General features: G+C 72.8%; 14 protein-coding genes, 1 tRNA gene, 1 other RNA gene and 2 pseudogenes. 14 read left to right on the forward strand and 4 right to left on the reverse strand.

Annotated features, from left to right (window positions below; genetic code table 11):
* Nucleotides 1-49: 49 nt before the first annotated feature.
* The 9 genes and pseudogenes from MRQ36_RS18210 to MRQ36_RS33960 all read left to right on the forward strand — a co-directional run bounded on the left by MRQ36_RS18210 (nucleotide 50) and on the right by MRQ36_RS33960 (nucleotide 6,997).
* Nucleotides 50-565 (forward strand): PadR family transcriptional regulator, encoded by a 516-nt coding sequence (locus MRQ36_RS18210; RefSeq protein WP_242797084.1) that lies wholly within the window; start codon nucleotides 50-52, stop codon nucleotides 563-565.
* A gap of 67 nt (nucleotides 566-632) precedes the next feature.
* Complete coding sequence (gene prfB / locus MRQ36_RS18215; protein WP_242797087.1) at nucleotides 633-1,754, forward strand: peptide chain release factor 2; 1,122 nt, start codon at nucleotides 633-635, stop codon at nucleotides 1,752-1,754.
* Nucleotides 1,755-1,872: 118 nt separating this feature from the next.
* Complete coding sequence (ftsE, locus tag MRQ36_RS18220; RefSeq protein WP_043962078.1) at nucleotides 1,873-2,553, forward strand: cell division ATP-binding protein FtsE; 681 nt, start codon at nucleotides 1,873-1,875, stop codon at nucleotides 2,551-2,553.
* A gap of 65 nt (nucleotides 2,554-2,618) precedes the next feature.
* Nucleotides 2,619-3,494: a permease-like cell division protein FtsX gene (ftsX, locus tag MRQ36_RS18225; protein WP_242797089.1), complete on the forward strand. Its 876-nt coding sequence runs from the start codon at nucleotides 2,619-2,621 to the stop codon at nucleotides 3,492-3,494.
* A 189-nt stretch (nucleotides 3,495-3,683) separates the two neighbouring features.
* Nucleotides 3,684-4,163 (forward strand): SsrA-binding protein SmpB, encoded by a 480-nt coding sequence (smpB, locus tag MRQ36_RS18230; protein WP_242797090.1) that lies wholly within the window; start codon nucleotides 3,684-3,686, stop codon nucleotides 4,161-4,163.
* 104 nt (nucleotides 4,164-4,267) lie between these two features.
* Nucleotides 4,268-4,643: a transfer-messenger RNA gene (gene ssrA / locus MRQ36_RS18235) on the forward strand.
* A gap of 83 nt (nucleotides 4,644-4,726) precedes the next feature.
* Complete coding sequence (locus MRQ36_RS18240; RefSeq protein WP_242797092.1) at nucleotides 4,727-5,389, forward strand: hypothetical protein; 663 nt, start codon at nucleotides 4,727-4,729, stop codon at nucleotides 5,387-5,389.
* A 115-nt stretch (nucleotides 5,390-5,504) separates the two neighbouring features.
* Nucleotides 5,505-5,975, forward strand: a complete 471-nt coding sequence (locus MRQ36_RS18245; protein WP_242797094.1) for a hypothetical protein — start codon at nucleotides 5,505-5,507, stop codon at nucleotides 5,973-5,975.
* A 46-nt stretch (nucleotides 5,976-6,021) separates the two neighbouring features.
* Nucleotides 6,022-6,997: pseudogene (locus MRQ36_RS33960) on the forward strand (hypothetical protein).
* Between the two features lie 4 nt (nucleotides 6,998-7,001).
* Here the strand turns inward: MRQ36_RS33960 and mdlC are convergent.
* Together mdlC and MRQ36_RS18260 are read right to left on the reverse strand one after the other, a co-directional pair.
* Nucleotides 7,002-8,597, reverse strand: coding sequence for a benzoylformate decarboxylase (gene mdlC / locus MRQ36_RS18255; RefSeq protein ID WP_242797098.1), 1,596 nt, complete (start codon nucleotides 8,595-8,597; stop codon nucleotides 7,002-7,004).
* Nucleotides 8,598-8,735: 138 nt separating this feature from the next.
* Nucleotides 8,736-9,539, reverse strand: a complete 804-nt coding sequence (locus MRQ36_RS18260; protein WP_242797100.1) for an S-methyl-5'-thioadenosine phosphorylase — start codon at nucleotides 9,537-9,539, stop codon at nucleotides 8,736-8,738.
* 143 nt (nucleotides 9,540-9,682) lie between these two features.
* Here MRQ36_RS18260 and MRQ36_RS18265 point away from each other — a divergent pair, with 143 nt between their 5' ends.
* The 3 genes from MRQ36_RS18265 (at nucleotide 9,683) to MRQ36_RS18275 (ending at nucleotide 13,358) form a co-directional block, all read left to right on the forward strand.
* Nucleotides 9,683-10,279 carry a YqgE/AlgH family protein gene (locus MRQ36_RS18265; protein ID WP_374250380.1) on the forward strand — a complete coding sequence of 199 codons (597 nt, stop codon included), beginning with the start codon at nucleotides 9,683-9,685 and terminating at the stop codon, nucleotides 10,277-10,279.
* Nucleotides 10,280-10,370: 91 nt separating this feature from the next.
* Nucleotides 10,371-10,443 (forward strand) — tRNA-Ala (locus MRQ36_RS18270).
* A 335-nt stretch (nucleotides 10,444-10,778) separates the two neighbouring features.
* Nucleotides 10,779-13,358 carry a SpoIIE family protein phosphatase gene (locus MRQ36_RS18275; RefSeq protein WP_242797102.1) on the forward strand — a complete coding sequence of 860 codons (2,580 nt, stop codon included), beginning with the start codon at nucleotides 10,779-10,781 and terminating at the stop codon, nucleotides 13,356-13,358.
* Nucleotides 13,359-13,402: 44 nt separating this feature from the next.
* On the opposite strand, the gene MRQ36_RS33965 is transcribed toward MRQ36_RS18275, so the two are convergent.
* Nucleotides 13,403-15,064 carry a DUF4153 domain-containing protein gene (locus tag MRQ36_RS33965; RefSeq protein WP_242797104.1) on the reverse strand — a complete coding sequence of 554 codons (1,662 nt, stop codon included), beginning with the start codon at nucleotides 15,062-15,064 and terminating at the stop codon, nucleotides 13,403-13,405.
* A 986-nt stretch (nucleotides 15,065-16,050) separates the two neighbouring features.
* Between MRQ36_RS33965 and MRQ36_RS33970 the strand changes: the two are divergent.
* Nucleotides 16,051-16,412, forward strand: a pseudogene (locus MRQ36_RS33970) (lytic polysaccharide monooxygenase); the annotation flags it as partial.
* Nucleotides 16,413-16,611: 199 nt separating this feature from the next.
* Nucleotides 16,612-16,782, forward strand: a complete 171-nt coding sequence (locus MRQ36_RS33975) for a hypothetical protein (RefSeq protein ID WP_242801540.1) — start codon at nucleotides 16,612-16,614, stop codon at nucleotides 16,780-16,782.
* A 33-nt stretch (nucleotides 16,783-16,815) separates the two neighbouring features.
* On the opposite strand, the gene mgrA is transcribed toward MRQ36_RS33975, so the two are convergent.
* Entirely contained in the window at nucleotides 16,816-17,805 is a 990-nt protein-coding gene (gene mgrA / locus MRQ36_RS18295; protein ID WP_242797106.1) for an L-glyceraldehyde 3-phosphate reductase, read from the reverse strand.
* Nucleotides 17,806-17,874: the final 69 nt, after the last annotated feature.

Genomic DNA, 17,874 nt, shown 5'->3' on the forward strand with positions numbered 1-17,874 from the left:
AAACGGCATTTCCTGGACGCCGCGTCGGCAAAGTGGCAGCTTAGAGGGCATGGCGGAATCCGGAGTCAACCCGACGGCGGCGGCCCTGCTCGGCCTGCTGCACGACGGACCGATGACAGGCGGCCAGTTGATGGCCGCCGCTGAGCGGCGGCTGTCGCCGTACTGGTCGATGACCCGCAGTCAGGTCTACCGGGAGCTTCCGGTGCTGGCGGAGAAGGGCCTCGTGCGGCTGGGCAAGCCCGGGCCGCGGATGAGTCAGCCGTACGCGCTCACGGCGGCCGGAAAACGGACCTTCTCCCGCTGGTTGGCCGAGAACCCCGGCCGGGACACCATCCGCAACCCGATCGCGTTGCGGATCGCGTTCGGCAACCTGCACTCGGCGAGCCAGCTGAAGAACCTGTACACCACGGCGAACGAGTACCACACCGAGGCGCTCGCCGCCGTCCGGGAGCAGGTGAAGAACGCCAAGAAGGAGGGCGACGCGTACGACGCCAGCGCGCTGGAGTTCGCCGTCGCCTACCATCGGGCCGCCCTGTCCTGGCTCAAGACCGCCCCGGTCGGCTGAGGCCACCTGCGGCGGGTCGGGCGGCTGAGGTGAACGAACTCCGCCGGGCCAAGTACCCTTGTCTGTCGTGACCGCTGCCGATTACGCCGAACAGCTCAAGGAACTCGACGCCACCCTGCGCAACATCGAGGCCGTGCTCGACCTGGACAAGCTGCGCGAGCAGAAGGCCCGCCTGGAGCAGGAGGCCTCCGCGCCGGACCTGTGGGACGACCAGGCCAAGGCACAGGCGGTGACCTCGCAGCTGTCGTACGTCAACGGCGAGATCAGCAAGCTCGGCACGCTCCGCGCCCGGCTGGACGACGCCGGCGTGCTGCTGGAGCTGGCCGAGGCCGAGTCCGACCCGGGCGTGCTCACCGAGGTCGAGTCGGAGATCACCGGGCTGACCAAGGCCATCCAGGAGCTGGAGGTCCGCACCCTGCTCTCCGGCGAGTACGACTCCCGGGAGGCGCTGGTCGCCATCCGGGCCCAGGCCGGTGGCGTGGACGCGGCGGACTTCGCCGAGATGCTGCTGCGGATGTACCTGCGCTGGGCGGAGCGGCACGGCTACCCGACCGAGGTCTACGAGACCTCGTACGCGGAGGAGGCCGGCCTGAAGTCCGCCACCTTCGCGGTCAAGGTGCCGTACGCCTTCGGCACGCTGAGCGTGGAGTCGGGGACCCACCGGCTGGTCCGGATCAGTCCGTTCGACAACCAGGGCCGCCGGCAGACCAGCTTTGCCGGCGTCGAGGTGCTGCCGGTGGTCGAGCAGACCGACCACATCGACATCCCGGAGAACGAGCTCCGGGTGGACGTCTACCGCTCCTCCGGGCCGGGCGGGCAGAGCGTCAACACCACCGACTCGGCGGTGCGGCTGACCCACGTCCCCACCGGCATCGTGGTCACCTGCCAGAACGAGAAGTCGCAGCTGCAGAACAAGGCGTCGGCGATGCGGGTGCTCCAGGCCCGGCTGCTGGAGCGCAAGCGCCAGGAGGAGGAGGAGAAGCTGAAGGGCTTCAAGTCCGACGGTTCGGGCTCCTGGGGCGAGCAGATGCGCTCGTACGTGCTGCACCCTTATCAGATGGTGAAGGATCTGCGTACCGAGCAGGAGACGGGCAATCCGTCCGCGGTCTTCGACGGCGACCTGGACAGCTTCATCGAGGCCGGCATCCGGTGGCGCAAGCAGCAGCAGATGGCCGGCGACGCTGCGTGATCATGCGGGGGCGGAGCGCGTCATCGATCTCCACGTCAGGCACTAAATAGATGACGCGCCTCGCTCTGCGGGGGCGTGGGGCTTGGCTCCCTAGTTACACCGCGTAGACTCTCGACCCGTGATTCAGCTTGAGCAAGTGACGAAGACGTACCCGAAGGCGTCCCGGCCTTCGCTCGACAACGTGTCCGTCTCGATCGAGAAGGGCGAGTTCGTCTTCTTCATCGGTCCATCCGGCTCCGGCAAGTCCACGATCATCAAGCTGTTGCTGCACGAGGTCACCCCCAACAAGGGGCGGGTCATCGTGAACAGCAAGGACGTCACGTCGATGAGGTCCTGGAAGCGACCCCACTTCCGGCGTTCCATCGGCTGCGTGTTCCAGGACTTCCGGCTGCTGCCGAACCGCACCGCGTACGAGAACGTGGCGTTCGCCCTCGAGGTGATCGGCAAGACCAAGGCGGTCGCCCGCCGGGTCGTGCCGGAGGTGCTGGAGCTGGTCGGGCTCGGTGGCAAGGAGCACCGCTACCCGCACGAGCTCTCCGGTGGTGAGCAGCAGCGGGTCGCCGTGGCCCGGGCGTTCGTCAACCGTCCGCTGATCCTGCTGGCGGACGAGCCCACCGGAAACCTGGACCCGGACACCTCGATCGAGATCATGCGTCTGCTCGACCGGATCAACCGGACCGGCACGACCGTCGTGATGGTCACGCACGACTCCAACATCGTGAACCAGATGCGCCGCCGCGTCGTCGAGATCGAGAGCGGCCGCATCGTGCGCGACCAGGCCCGGGGCGTGTACGGCTGAGCCCGGAGCGCCGCCGTAGACCCTGACGACGAACACCTCATGCCGGAGAGCCGGAGGAATTCCCGATGCGCGTGAAATACGTCCTGTCCGAGGTACTGGTCGGACTGTGGCGCAACGTCACGATGACCATCGCCATGATCATCACGATGGCGGTGTCCCTGTTCATGCTGGGCGGCAGTGGTCTGCTGTACCAGAAGGTCAACGACATGAAGGACCTGTACTACAAGAACATCCAGGTCTCGGTCTTCCTCAAGACCGATGTCAGTGACGCCGACCGGCAGGCCCTCGAGACGAAGCTGAAGAGCGACCCCCTGGTCAAGGAGGTCGACTACGTCGACAAGCAGGAGGCGTACAAGCGCTTCCAGGAGATGTTCCAGGACGCGCCGGACCTGATCAGCGCGGTCAAGGCAGACAGTCTCCCGCCGTCGTTGCGGCTCAAGCTGAACGACCCGGAGAAGTACAAGGACATCTTCAACCAGTACAAGGGTGAGGCCGGCGTCGACGAGATCGTCGACCAGAGCCGGCTGCTGGACAAGGTCTTCGGCGTCCTCACCGGCATCCAGACCTTCGCGCTGGCCCTGGCGATCTTCATGGCGGTCGCCGCGCTGCTCCTGGTGGCCAACACGATCCAGGTGGCCGCCTACAGCAAGCGGCGCGAGGTCGCGGTCATGAAGCTCGTCGGCGCCTCCAACTGGTTCATCCAGGCACCGTTCGTGCTGGAGGCGGTGGTCGCCGGTCTGATCGGCTCGATCCTCGCGTTGATCGCGCTGTCGGTCGGGAAGGTCTTCGCCGCAGGCGGGTCCCTGTCGGCGCTGGAGGGCCTGATCACCCCGATCTCCTGGTCCGACATCTTCCTGATGTTCCCGCTGATGGCGGGGGTCGGCGCGGTGGTCAGCGCAGCCACCGCCTGGACCACGCTCCGCTTCTACCTGCGGGTCTAGTCACCCCGGGCGGCTCTCCGAGGGCCCTCCCACGCCGGAAATAAACGGCGCGGGAGGGCCCTTGTGTATGAGACTTCTCCGGACGGTGCCGGCGACGGTCCGGCGTGCCCGACGGGGGAGCCCGGGTAGCATGATCCCCCGCAGCCGGGTGACCGGTGCGGGGATCAGTGGGGAAAGGGGGTGGCACCGATGCCACGGGAGAAGGGGCGCAAGGTGGTCGCCTCCAACAAGAAGGCGCGCCACGACTACGCCATCCTCGACACGTACGAGGCGGGCATGGCGTTGACCGGCACCGAGGTCAAGTCGCTGCGGGCCGGGCGGGCCTCGCTGGTCGACGCGTTCGCCCAGGAACGCAACGGTGAGCTCTATCTGCACGGCATGCACATCCCGGAGTACACCCAGGGCACCTGGACCAACCACGAGCCCCGGCGGACCCGGAAGCTGCTGCTCAACCGGATGGAGATCGACAAGCTGATCGGCAAGACCCGCGAGGGCGGCCTGACCATGGTGCCGTTGCAGGTCTACTTCTCCGACGGCTGGGCCAAGGTGGAGATCGCCCTGGCCAAGGGCAAGAAGTCGTACGACAAGCGCCAGGACCTGGCCAAGCGGGACGCGGACCGGGAGATCGCCCGGGTCGCCGGCCGGCGCGGCAAGGGCATGGACGACTGATTTGTCCGCTCTGTCCCGTTCGGCGGGTCGACCGGGGCCTCGGGATGAAACCCGTTGCGGCAGGCGTTACGCTTGTCAGTGCCACCGACACGGGTGGCCGTCGAGGGGGTGACTGGTTTCGACTTCGTACGCAGCGACAGGGGAAGCGAGCCGAGGAAGCCGACGTCGTCTCGAGAATCGGTCGTCGGAAACCAATAAGCGCCAAGAACAATCGCGCTGACTTCGCTCTCGCCGCCTGAGGCGAGTAGTGAGTCTGTCGGCCTGGGAGCGCCTTCGACCCAGTTAGCCGGCATCAGCTAGAAGGCTGGCCAACCGGACCCGGTCGCGGGGTCCGTGCGGCGAGATCAATCAGCGACTGGGCCCGTCACACCAACTTGCTCGCGTGAGCGGTGGGGCCGAGTAGAGGCACAGCGAGCTGCGCTCGGAGAAGCCCTGACAAACCGGCGAAGGACCCGGGTTCGATTCCCGGCACCTCCACCACCTGACTGTGCGCCCCGGTCCACCGGACCGGGGCGCACAGTCGTCTGCGTACCCGGTCGCCCCGGCGACGTAGGCTGCCGGCTGTGACCAACGAGAAGCTGCGGCTGTCGATCGGCGCCGGGCCGGGCCAGCGTGCCTTCGCCGCGGTGACGGGCGTGCTCCTGGTCGCCTTCGGTGCCGCCTTCGTGCTGCTGCCGTTGGTGGCGGACCCGCTGCTGCGCCGGCTCACCGGGGCCAGCGACCCGTTCCCGTCGTACGAGGACGCCCGCGACCTGCCGCCGGGGATGCTGCCGCCGGAACTGCAGGACGGTCCCCGGCAGGGGCCGGGCGCGGCCGGGCTGGTCGGGCTCTGCGGGCTCCCGTTCGTGCTGCTCGGGCTCTATCTGCTGCTGCGCATCCTGCGGACCGCCGCCTGGCTGGACGGCACCCGCGCCCGTGTCCGGGGTGCGCTGGTGACCCGTACCGTCGACCTGGCGACCGCCGACGTGAGCGCCGGGGCGGTGCCGTACCGGGCCGGATCCGACGCGGTGGCCCGGGTGCCGACGCTGGTCGCCCGGGACCCGGCCGACGGCCGGCGGGTCACCATCCCGTTGCAGGGCATGGGGTTGGCCACCCTGCCCGGGTACGAGCTGCGGGCCCTCGCCGACGCGATCACCGCCGGACGGCCGGACGACGGTCGGCACGCCGACGCGCACGCGCTGGCCGGTCAACTCCGCGCCATGGCGGCGAATCCCCTGAGGTTCTAGGGTCGGGTGGGGCTCTCGGGGCAGATGGTGCAGATGAGGCGGTGCGGGCCCCTGGACAGCGCCGCGCACCAGGGCCACCATCGCTGTACGCGAAAGTGCAGCGCGGGAGGTGCCCATGGTCACCGGTCCGATCCAGCAGCCGTCCACCGTCCTCGCGACGGGCCGACCGCCCCTCGCGCGCCGACCCCGGCCCACCCTCCTCGGCGACGTGCACGCGCTCGCGCGGGTGCTCGCCGGGCCGGCGGTCGAACCCCGCTGGCGGGAACGGGTGATCGTCCGACTCGATCCCGTCCAGCGGGGCTTCGCCGACCACGTTCGGCTCACCGAGGGGCCCGCCGGCCTCTATGCCGAACTGCTCGGCCAGGCACCGCGGCTGGACCGGGGAGTGCGCCTGCTGACCCGCGAACACGCCGCCATCGCCACCGCCATCGGTGCCCTCCAGCGGGCCGTCGGGGCCACCGGCGTACCGGCCGGTGAGCTGCGCAGCCGGGTCGCGGACCTGCTGCTGGCCCTCGACCGGCACCGGCAGCGCGGCGCCGACCTGCTGTGGGAGGCGTACCAGACGGACCTCGGCGGGGAGACCTGACCGCGCCGACGGGAACCGGGGCGCTGCCTACCCCGTCCAACCGGGTATGCGTCGCATCGTCGCCCTGCTGGGCCTGCCCCTCCTGCTCGCCGCCGGCTGCGCCTCGCCCGGCGCGGCACCGGCCGGGTCCGCCGGCGGCGACCCCGACCCCCGCCGCGCGGCGTTCGACCAGCGGGCCGCCGAAGTGGCCGGGAACTGGCGACCCGACGCCGGGTGGACCACGGGGTACGTCCCGCTCCAGGACGCCACCGTGCTGACCGGGGACCCCGGCTTCACCCCGGAGACCGGGACGGCGTTCCGGGCCGGCTGGTACCGCGACCAGATCGACATTCCCGCCGCGCGCCCCGCCGACGGCACCGTCCGGTTCCCGGCCGGCACGCTCACCGTGCCGCTGATCAGCGCCGCCGAGGCGTACGCCCAGCTCGACCAGGGCGATCCGCCGCCGTGCGACGGGCGGCCGCAGGCACCGGCCGGGGGACCGGGCCGGCCGAAGGTGGGCGGACCGACCGTCGAACCGGGCCCGGAGGGGCCGGTCGCCGGCGCGGGCGACGGACGCCTGCATCCCGCTCACCGTCACCGCCGTGCGGCTCGGCACCGCTGCGGTACGGACCAGCCGCGGCACGGCCGAGGTGCCGGCCTGGCTGTTCACCGTCGAGGAGCTGACCGCACCGGTGGCCCGGCTCGCGGTGGCGCCCAGCGCGGTCACCGCCGTACCCGAACCGCCGGCACCCCCGCGGTCCGCGCCGGACGGCGTGGTGGGCGCGCAGGACCTGGTGGCGCCGGTGGACGGCACCCGGCTGACCTACCGGCTCGGGATCGGCGCCTGCGACACCGGCACCACCCCGCTGGTCGCCGAGCGGGACGACGTGGTCGTGGTCGGCGGGGGCGTGACCCGCGCGACGGGCGTCTGCACCGACCAGCTCAAGCTCGAACCGGTCACGGTCACGCTGACGGCCCCCCTCGGCGCCCGCCCGGTGCTCGACGTGCTCACCGGCGCGCCCCTGCTCACCCGGACGAGCTGAGTCACTAGAGGATGCGGGGCACCTCGGTGCTGATCGGTGCCGGCAGCACCGTCGGCCGGTCCGCGGCGAGCGCCGCGCCCAGCACCTCACCCAGCCGGTCCAGGTCGTCCAGCACCGTGGACCCGCAGCCGTAGCCGTGCGCCAGCGCGGCGATGTCCAGCCCCGGCAGGTCCAGGGCGGGGACGCCGGGAGTGTGCTTCAGCTCGGCGAACGCCTTCAGGATCGCGTACTGCTGGTTGACCGGCACCAGCACGGGCAGCGGCAGCCGCAGCCGCGCGGCGGTCCAGAGCGCCTGCACCGAGTAGTGGAACGAACCGTCACCGATCACCGCCACCACCGGCCGGCCGCGCCCGGTGTCCCGCTCGGCCAGCGCGATGCCCACCGCCGCCGGCAGGCCGAACCCCAGACCGCCGCTGGCCATCGTGACGTACGAGCCCGGCCGGGTGATCCGCAGCCGGCGGCGCAGCACGGCCAGGTTCGACGGCGACTCCTGCACCAGCACCCCGTCCGCCGGCCAGTGCCGCGCCAGGGCGGCGAAGAGCGCGTCGGCGCTCGGCGGATCGGTCGCCTCCGGCGGCTCCGGGTCGGCGCGGGGCGGCGGCGCCGCCCGGTCCGTCGGCGGCAGCAGCGCCACCAGCTCCGCCAGCGCCAGCCCGGCGTCGCCGAGCAGGCTGTCCCCGACCGGCGCCCGCGCCGACTCGTCCGGGTCGTCGGTGACGTGCAGCAGCCGCGCACCCTCGGGCAGGTGGTCACCCGGCACGTGCGGGTAGTAGCGGAACACCGGCGCACCCACCACCAGCACCACGTCGTGGCCGCGCAGCGCCGCCGCGAGCGGCCCGATCGCGTACGGCAGGACGCCCCGGAACTGCGGGTGGTCCTCGGGGAAGACGGCCCGCTCCGGTGCCGGGGCCGCCCAGACCGGGGCGGCCAGCCGCTCGGCCAGCGCCACGGCGGCCGGCCAGGCGTCCGCCCGGTCCACCGCCGCGCCGAACACCAGCACCGGCGACCGGGCCGCCGCCAGCCAGTCGGCGAACCCGCGCAGCCGGTCCGGGTCCGGGGCGAACCGGGTCGCCACCGTGCGCCGCTGCGGGGGCGGGTCGGCGGGCCGGTCCCAGTCGTCCATCGGGAGCGAGAGGAAGACCGGCCCGGCCGGGGGCTGCACCGCCGTCGCGTACGCCCGCAGGAAGGCCGCCGGGACGTCCTGCGCGCGGGTCGGCTCGTGGCTCCACTTCACGTACGGCTGGGGCAGCTCCGCCGCCCGGCGGCTCGCCAGCCGGGGCTCGAGCAGCAGCATCTCCCGGGTCTGCTGGCCGGCGGTGACGATCAGCGGGGTGCGGTTGTGCCAGGCGGTGACCAGGTTGCCCATGCCGTTGCCGGTGCCCGGTGCGGTGTGCAGGTTGACGTGCGCCGGCCGGCAGGTGGCCTGGGCGTAGCCGTCGGCCATCGCCACCGCCGACGCCTCCTGCAGGGCGTGCACGTAGTGGAAGTCGGCCGGGAAGTCCTGGAGGAAGGGCTCCTCGGTCGAGCCCGGGTTGCCGAAGACGGTGGTCAGGCCCAGGTCACGCAGCAGGTCGTAGGTGGTCTCCCGGACCGTTGCCATCACCGACCGCCCCCGTCCCGCGCAGTGCCGGAGACGGTTCGGTGATCAGCCTCCCGACCAGCCGAATCTATCGCCGGGCGGCCGGGTTGTCGGGCGCTTCCCGGGTCGTCACCCCCTCGCTTCCCGGTTCCCGACCCCCTACGGCAGGTCGAAGGGCAGCTTGATCCCGTCTAGCGCGTCGCCGCACGGGCAGTCCCGCTCGGCCGGCAGCGCGCCCACCGCGTCCAGCAGCACCCCGCGCAGCCGGTCGGTGTTCTCGGCGAAGACCGAGAAGACCTCCTCCTGGGTGACCTCGTCACCGCTCTCGACGCCCGCGTCCAGGTCGGTGACCAGCGCGATCGACGTGTAGCAGAGGGCCAGCTCGCGGGCGAGCACCGCCTCCGGGTGACCGGTCATGTTCACCACCGACCCGCCGATCGCGGTGAACCAGCGCGACTCGGCACGGGTGGAGAAGCGTGGCCCCTCGACCACCACCACGGTCCCGCCGTCGACCGCCGGCACGTCCCGGCCGGCCGCCGCGGCCAGCAGCGTACGACGCCCGGTCGGGCAGTACGGGTCGGCGAACGAGACGTGCACCGCGCCCCGGTCGTAGTAGGTCTGGACCCGCCCGCTGGTCCGGTCGATGAGCTGGTCCGGCACCACGAACGTGCCCGGCCCCAGCTCGGGCCGCAGGCCACCGACCGCGCACGGGGCGAGCACCTGGCGCACCCCCAGGGAGCGCAGCGCCCACAGGTTCGCCCGGTACGGGATCAGGTGCGGCGGGTAGCGGTGGTCCCGGCCGTGCCGGGGCAGGAAGGCCACCCGACGTCCACCCAGCTCGGCGATGGTGATCGCGTCCGACGGCGCCCCGTACGGCGTCTCCACCTGGTGTTCGGTGGCGCCGTCGAGCAGGGCGTAGAGCCCCGATCCACCGATCACTGCCAACTCGGCCGTTGGACGCATGGGGCTCTCCTTCGATCCTGTTCGATCATCCGCCCGTCAGACCTTAGCCACCGTGCGGAGCGCAGGCTATGGTGCCAGGCATGGCGTTGACAGCGCGGATGGCCCACGGCGTCGGGTTCCCTGCCCCGGTGCACGGGTGACGAATGTCCGACATGCAGGAGGGACAGGCGATCGGTGGTCGGGCCATGGAGTCGATGACCGGACGGCTGCTGGTCGCGACCCCGACGCTCAAGGACCCCAACTTCGACCGTACGGTCGTGCTGCTGGTCGCCCATGAGCCCGGCGGCGCGCTCGGGGTGGTGCTGAACCGGGCCACCGAGGTGCCGGTGGCCGACGTGCTGGGCGACTGGAGCGACCTGGCCCGCCATCCCGCGGTCCTCTTCGAGGGCGGTCCCGTGCAGCCCGACTCGGCCATCTGCCTGGCCCGGATGCGGCACCCGATCAAGCCGGTGAAGGGCTTCCACCGGGTCTCCGGCGCGGTCGGCACCATCGACCTCTCGGTCGACCCGGAGCGGCTGCGGGACGCCATCGGCGGGATCCGGGTCTTCGCCGGCTATTCCGGCTGGGGCGCGGGGCAGTTGGAGCGGGAGATCGAGGAGGGCTCCTGGTTCGTCCTGGACGCGCTCCCCGGGGACGCCTTCGTCGACCGGCCGGACGATCTGTGGCCGATGGTGCTGCGCCGGCAGGGCGGCATGATGGCCGCCGTCGCCCATTTCCCGCCGGACGTGGCCCTCAATTGAGCCACCCGGCGCAGGGGCCCCCGCGAGATGACCATGCCGGCGGGCGTGTGTATAGTTCTCTCCGTGCCCGGGCGACCGGGGGCGACAGCAAGGGGCCGTGGCGCAGCTGGTAGCGCACCACACTGGCAGTGTGGGGGTCAGGGGTTCGAGTCCCCTCGGCTCCACCCTTCAGACAGGGCGTTCGTCAGAAATGACGGGCGCCCTTCGTCGTACCGGGCTGGCGCGAGAAACGTGCCGCCCGCTCGCCGGAGAGCCGTCGGGCGGCAGGCGGCGGCCCCAGACCGGTGGTGCGGGCCGGGGGTGCGGGATCGCCACGACGAGGGCGGCGCGTGTCGGGCACGTGGCGGTCCGGCTCCGGTTCCGCACGTACGCGTGCCCACCGGTCCTTCCCCGGCTGTGATGTGGCCGACGGGTGGGCCTCTCTGTGGGTCGCCGGCCGCCTGCACCAGCGGTACCGTCCTTACCGGGGCAGCCGGCCTCCGCAGGACGAAGGAGCAGGGTGCGAGGGCGGATCGGGCGAATCTCCACGGACGGGACGGGCGGACTGCTCCCCGCCGATGTGCTGCGGCAGGCGTCGGCCGAGGTGGTCGTGCTGGTCCTCCTCGACGAGGCCGGCGAGCAGCTCGACCTGGTCTCGCAGGCCGGCATGGTGCCCGAGGTAGCGGAGAGCTGGTCCCGGTTCCCACTGGGCGCACCGGTGGCGATCGCCCGGTCGGCGCGGACCGGTGAGCTGGTCGAGGCCGGGTCCTTCCGCGAGCGGCTGATCCGTTTCCCGGCGACCGCCAGCGTGCCGACCGCCGACGTCGAAGGACTGGTCGCCGCTCCGCTCTGGCAACCCCGCCCGGGTCACGAGCCGGTGGTGATCGGCGCGATCAGCATCGGTTACCGGCGCGGTGTGCCGCCGGGCGCGCTGGAGACCGTGGTCCGGCTGGCCGAGCACGCCGCCGAGCAGGTTCGGGTGACCGGCCTGCGGCACGGGTCCCGCCAGCCCGCCCCCGACGGCCCGGTGCCGTTGCCCACCATGTCGGCCGTCGCGCAACTGGCCCGTGGGGCGGGTGCCCAGGGCATCGACCAGGCACTGCTCGAGACCGTGCTGATGCACCTGCCGGTCGGGGTCAGTGTGCTGGACCGGGACATGCGTTTCATGCTGGTCAACCAGCGGGCTGCGGAGATCAACGGCTGCACCCCGGACGAGCACATCGGTCGCCACTTCCGGGAGGTGCTGCCCGACCTGCCCGAGTCGTTCGTCGCCCAGCTGCGCGAGGTGGTGCACACCGGCCGGCCGCTGCTGAACCACGACATCGTCGGTCCGACGCCGGGGCGGCCGGGGCAGCGGCGCTGGCGGGGCAGCTACTACCCGGTCGTCGGTGCGTCGCCCACCGGCCCGGTCGGCATCGCCTCGGTCTTCGAGGAGGTCACCGACGAGGAGACGCTCGACGTCGAACAGTTGACCGCGGGGCGCGCGGCCACCCTGACCGTGCTGGACACCCTGGTCGAGAACGCCCCGGTCGGGGTCGCCCTGCTCGACACCGAGCTGCGCTACCTGAAGATCAATCCGACCCTCGCCGAGTGGAACGGGCGGCCCGTCGCCGACCATCTCGGCCGCCGCCTGCCCGACCTCCTGCCCGAGCTGGGGCCGCTGGTCGAGCCGGTGATGCGGGAGGTCGCCGAGACCGGGGTGGTCCGCGACGTGGAGACCGCCACGGGCGAGCGGACCTGGTCGAGCAGCTTCTTCGGCGTACCGGGGCCGGGGGGCCGGACCGCTGCCGTGGCGATCTTCGTGACCGAGGTGACCCGGCGGCGGCAGGAGGAACAGCGGGCGCGTCAGGTGCAGGCATTCACCGAAGCGCTGTCCCAGGCGGTGTCCGTCGCCGAGGTCGCTATTGCCGTCGGTACCGCGGGTGCCCTCGCCGCCGGGGCCAACGTGGCATCCGTGGCCCTGCTCGACGACCGGGGCCGGCGGCTGCGCTTCGCGCCCACCGGGCATGAGCCCCCGGAGCAGTGGCGCGTCCTGCCCTGCGACGCCGACCATCCGATCGCGGTGGCGTACCGCTCGGACAGGTCCGCCTTCCACCCGGACGTGGGTGCGATGCTCCACCGCTATCCGCAGCTCGCCGAGACACAGGCGCGCACGGCTCATACCGCCTGGGCGATGATGCCGATGCGCGGCCGGGGGACGGCTGCCGGCATGCTCACCTTCGCGTACCGGACGGAGCAGGCGTTCGACGCCGACCAGCGGAACCTCCTGGAGACGCTGGCCGGCCTCGCCGGTCAGGCGCTCGCCCGCGCCCAACTGTACGAACGTGAGCACGCCACCGCCCTGCGCCTGCAACGCAGCCTGCTGCCGTCCCGGTTGCCGGAGGTGCCCGGCGCGGAGTTGGCGGCCGTCTACGTCACCGGTGACGCGGCCGAGGTCGGCGGCGACTTCTATGACGTCTTCGCAGTCGACGGCTCCGCCGGTCGCGAATGGGTGCTGGTGGTCGGTGACGTGGCCGGCCGGGGCGTGGACGCCGCCTCGGTGACCGGCCTCGCGCGGCACACCCTGCGGATCACCGCCGCAGCGGCCGAGCCGGCTGCCGCGCTGCGCCGGCTGCACACCCGACTGTGGGAGGACGCCGACGTCGACCGGTTCCTCACCGTGGCCTGCGGACGGTTGCGGCTGCACGACGATGGGGCGGAGCTGGACCTCGCCTCCGGGGGGCACCCGCCCGCGCTGGTACGCCGTGCCGACGGCAGCGTCGAGGTGGTCAGCGTGCCGGGGATGCTCATCGGAGCCTTCGCCGAGGTGCGGGTCGAGCAGCGGCCGGTGCACCTGGCGGCGGGGGACACCGTGCTGCTGTACACCGACGGCGTCATCGAGGCGCGCGGGCCGGCGGGGCTCTTCGGTCAGGAACGCCTGGTGGAGCTGGTGCGTGGCGCGCTCCACGACGATCCGGAGGGGTTGGTCGCGTACGTCCGCGCCGGGGTCGACGCGTTCCAGCACGGCCCGGCCGCCGACGACATCGCGATCCTCGCCCTCCGGATCTTCCCGGCGTCAGCGCCACCCACGGTGACCGTGAGGGCTGCGGACGGGGCCTGACCGGTGGGCCGGGCGACGTACGCCGCCCCGGCCCACCGGACGGCTCATCTGCGGGTCTTGGGCAGGTCGAACTGGTCGGCCCGGCGGCAGTCCTTCGGGCCGCCGATTGCGCCCCGACCCAGCCGGTCGAGGGTCTGCCGGGCCCGGTACCGGCCCAGGTTCCAGGCGTACCAGGGGTCGGACTCCCGCAGATCCTTGGCGATCCAGCTCAACGTGCAGCGGCGGACCGGATCGGGCAGCCCGCTCAGCGCCGGCGTGGCGTCGGCGGAGAGCGCCCGCAGGTACCAGGCGTCGATCTTGCCGGTCTGCTCGTACCGGACGATGTTGCGTCGCGCGGCGTAGTCCTCGGGGTTGAGCACCGCCAGGCTGAGCAGCATCACCACGGCCAGCCCCACCGTGGTGCCGGGGATCCACCGCCCCCGCCACCGGATGCCGGCCGCCAGGATCATCAGGAAGACCGCGCCGAGCAGCAGCTCGAACGCCATCACGAAGATCCGCTCACCGGTGAAGCTGTAGACCTTCTGGTACGCGTACATCCGGGACAGCGCGGACACCACGATCACCACGCTGAGGACGCTCAGCAGGCCGAGCAGGCCCCGCAGCAGGTTCCGTTCCGCCGGCCGTTCCCGCCGGGCCCAGCGGCTGACCAGGCCCAGCACGGCCAGGGTCAGCAGGGTGACGAAGAGCAGCTGCCAGAAGCCGCTACGCGCGTACTCGGCGTAGCTGAGACCGGCCGTCTTCAGCACGTGCCGTTGCCCGCCGAAGAGCACGGTGAACTGCACCGCCACGAAGCCGGCGAAGAGCGCGCTCAACGCGGCGATGGGCGGCGCCCACTCCACCAGGCCCAGGCTGCGCCGGCTCGGCCGGTCCACGTCGGACAGGTCGGGCGGAGCGACCAGGGTGTAGACGGCGGCGACGGCGATCAGCCCGCCCACCGCGGCCAGGAAGATGCCACGGAACACCGCGCCGATGCTGATCTCCGGCACGATCGCGTCGAGCACCTGCGAGAAGGCGGCGTCGGCCGAGGAGAGCAGCGCGCCGAAGACCACCAGCAGCACCACGGTGGCGAGCACCGACCCGACCACCCGCCCGACCATGCCGCCGTCGGCGGGGGCGCGGACGTGCCGGCGTACCCAGGGCAGGCCCCGGAACGCGGCGAACGGGGTCGCCACCAGGCTGAACAGGATCGACCGGACCAGCCGGCCGCCCACGATGGCCAGGGTGGCGCAGCCGAGCGCGCCGAGGACGCAGAAGGTGACCAGCCACCAGGCGTTGCGGAACGCCAACACGGACAGCAACGCCAGCGCCGCCACCGCCCAGCCGCCGCGGACCAGGCGCTCCCCCCGGGGCAGGTCGGCGGTGTGCCGCCGGACCGCGACGAGCACGCCGACGGTCAGCGCCAGCCAGCCGAGGAACCAGCCGATGCCGGTCCGGCTCAGGGGTACGAAGAACGCGCTGCCCAGCGCCCCGGCGAGGACCGCGGCCGGGGTGGCCCATCCGGTGGCCGGCTTCGGGCCCGGCCAGGCCGCCCCGAGGAACGAGGTGCGGGGCGGCTTGGGCGGGCGCGGTACCCACAGTTGCGGCTGCTGCGGCGGGTGGCCGCCCCACGCCGGGCCCGGGTGCGGGGGCGCCGCGACAGGACCGGGGTACGGTGCCGACGCAGGGTCCGGCCTCCCCGGCGACGGCGTGACGTCCGGTGGGCGCACGTCCGGCCGCGTCGGCTCGGCGGCGGCCGGTGTGGGCGTGGTACCCGTCGACGCTGCCGACGCGACCGGTGCCGGATGGTCCGTCGTGGTCCGGGTGGGGTCCGTCGGCGTGCCGGCCGAGGCATCCGCGGGCCCGGTTCCGGTACGTCCGGCTTCCGTGTCCGGTCCGGCCAACGCCGCGACGACGGTGTCCGGTCCGGCGATCGTGCCCGGGCGGGTGCCGGCGGGAGCAGCTGTTCCGGCCTCGCTCGTGCCGGCGGTGCTGCCGGGGACAGGCCGGTGTTGCCGGCAGCAGCAGCTGTTCCGGCCGGCGTCGTGCTGGCGGCTGCGCCGCCGGGGCGGCTGTTCCGGGGCCGGCGGCCCCCCGGGTGCCGGGGGCCGACTGCGCGGGGACGACCGGCGCGGACGGCGCGTTGCCCTCGGTGACCGGCACCAGCGGGATGAAGATCGCATAACCGCGGGTGCCGGGCGGGACGCTGACCGGGATCGCCCAGGCGGGCTGCCCCTCCGGTCCGGGCCATGCCACGGTGGGCGGGGCACCCTCGACGGCGGGCATGACGAGCAGGTGGGGTGGGGAGTCGGCGGCCGGACCGCTCCCCGTCCCGGCCGCCGCAGCGGTCCGGGGACTATCTGGTGCCGACGGCGGCTCGGACACGACACACTCCTAGATCACGGGGTGTCGTCACTGTAGGGCCTGCCTCCGCCCACCCGCCGCCCCGAAACCCGGTGCGCCGCCCACCGCCCGCTTCCTGCGTCGAACCTTTGCCGGCTGCGGCCCGTACCTCTGCGCGGGAGGTCCATCTCATGGTCGTACGCCGAATGCTCGTCGCCGTCGCGGCCGTTGCCGTGGTTCTGCTCCCGGGTGGCGTGCCGGCCGCCGCGCACGGCGCCTCGACCAACCCGGTGAGCCGGGCGGCGGCCTGCGGCCCGGAGGGCGGGCAGGCGACCACGCCCGCCTGCCGCGCCGCGATCGCGGCCGGCGCGCCGTGCGCGAGTGGGACAACATCCGGGTCGCCCGGGTCGACGGGCGGGACCGGGAGCGGATCCCCGACGGTGAGCTGTGCGGCGGTGGCCTCTCCGCCTACCAGGGGCTGAACCTGGCCCGCGCCGACTGGCCGGCGACCGAGGTGACCGCCGGGGCGAAATTCACCTTCCGCTACCGGACGACCATCCCGCACAGGGGGACGTTCCGGCTCTACGTCACCACCGCCTCCTATGCCCCGACCAGGCGGTTGACCTGGTCCGATCTGGAGTCGAAGCCGTTCCTGACGGCCACCGACCCGCCGATCCGGAACGGCGCGTACCAGATGGCGGGGCGACTGCCGACGGGCGCGACGGGCGGCACCTGATCTATGTCATCTGGCAGAACTCGGACACCCAGGACACCTACTACTCCTGCTCGGACGTGGTCTTCCGGCCCGCCGGGGTGCCGCCGCCGGTGCGCGGGCCCGGGCGTCGGCCGCCCCGACGGCCCGCCGGGGCAGGCCACCGGCCTGGCCGTCCGGTCGGTCCCCGCCGACGCGCCCCAGGCGGTGCCTGCGGCGGCGGTGACCGACCTCGGCGGCGTCCGCTGGCCGCTGCTGGCCGGTGCCGCGACGGTGGTCACGGTGCTGCTGGCGACCGTCGTCGGGATGCGGCTGCGACGTGCCGGCACCGCGCCGGTCGGCCGGCCCTGCGGGGTACGCAACCACCGCGCCGGCCGCCGCCGCATCTGGTGACCCGGGTCGCCGCCCCGCCCGGCCCGACCAGGATCAGCCCAGGTGGCCGTCGATCTCGGTGAGCTCCTCGGCGGTGAACTCGAGATTGTCCAGCGCGGCGACGTTCCCCTCCAGTTGCCCGACGCTGCTCGCGCCGATGATCAGGCTGGTCATCCGGGGGTCGCGCAGCGCCCAGGCCAGCGCGAGCTGGGCCAGCGACTGACCGCGCCGCTCGGCGATCGCGCCGAGCGCCCGGATGGCGGCCATCTTCTCCGCGCTGAGGTCGCTCTCGTTCAGGAAGACGCTGGTGCGGACCCGCGAGTCGTCGGGGATGCCGCCCAGGTAACGGTCGGTGAGCAGGCCCTGCGCGAGCGGGCTGTACGCGATGCAGCCCGCACCGACCTGCTCCAGCGTGTCGAGCAGCCCGTCCGACTCGGTCCACCGGTTGAACATCGAGTACGACGGCTGGTTGATCAGCAGCGGCGTACCGAGGTCGCGCAGGATCGCGGCGGCCCGGGTGGTCTGCTCGGAGGTGTAGTTGGAGATGCCCACGTAGAGGGCCCGGCCGGAGCGGACGATGGCGTCGAGCGCGCCCATCGTCTCCTCCAGCGGGGTGTCCGGGTCGAACCGGTGCGAGTAGAAGACGTCCACGTAGTCGAGGCCCAGCCGGCGCAGCGACTGGTCCAGCGACGAGATCAGGTACTTGCGGGAACCCCACTCGCCGTACGGGCCGGGCCACATGTCGTAGCCGGCCTTGCTGGAGATGATCAGCTCGTCCCGGTACGGCTTCAGGTCGGTGGCGAGCAGCCGACCGAAGTTCTCCTCGGCGGCACCGGGCGGCGGGCCGTAGTTGTTGGCCAGGTCGAAGTGGGTGACACCCAGGTCGAAGGCGCGCCGGACGATGTCCCGTTGCCGGTCGAACGGCCGGTCCGGCCCGAAGTTGTGCCACAGCCCCAGGGAGATGGCCGGCAGCCGCAGCCCGCTGCGTCCGCTGCGCCGGTAGGTCATCGAGTCGTAGCGCTGTTCAGCCGCGAGATAGGTCACGGAGACCGAGCCTAGCCCCGCGCGGGCACGCTCCCGGTGGAGATCCCGCCGTCCGGACGGTGCCCGTCG

The organism is Micromonospora sp. R77 (assembly GCF_022747945.1).
Classification (GTDB): Bacteria; Actinomycetota; Actinomycetes; order Mycobacteriales; family Micromonosporaceae; genus Micromonospora.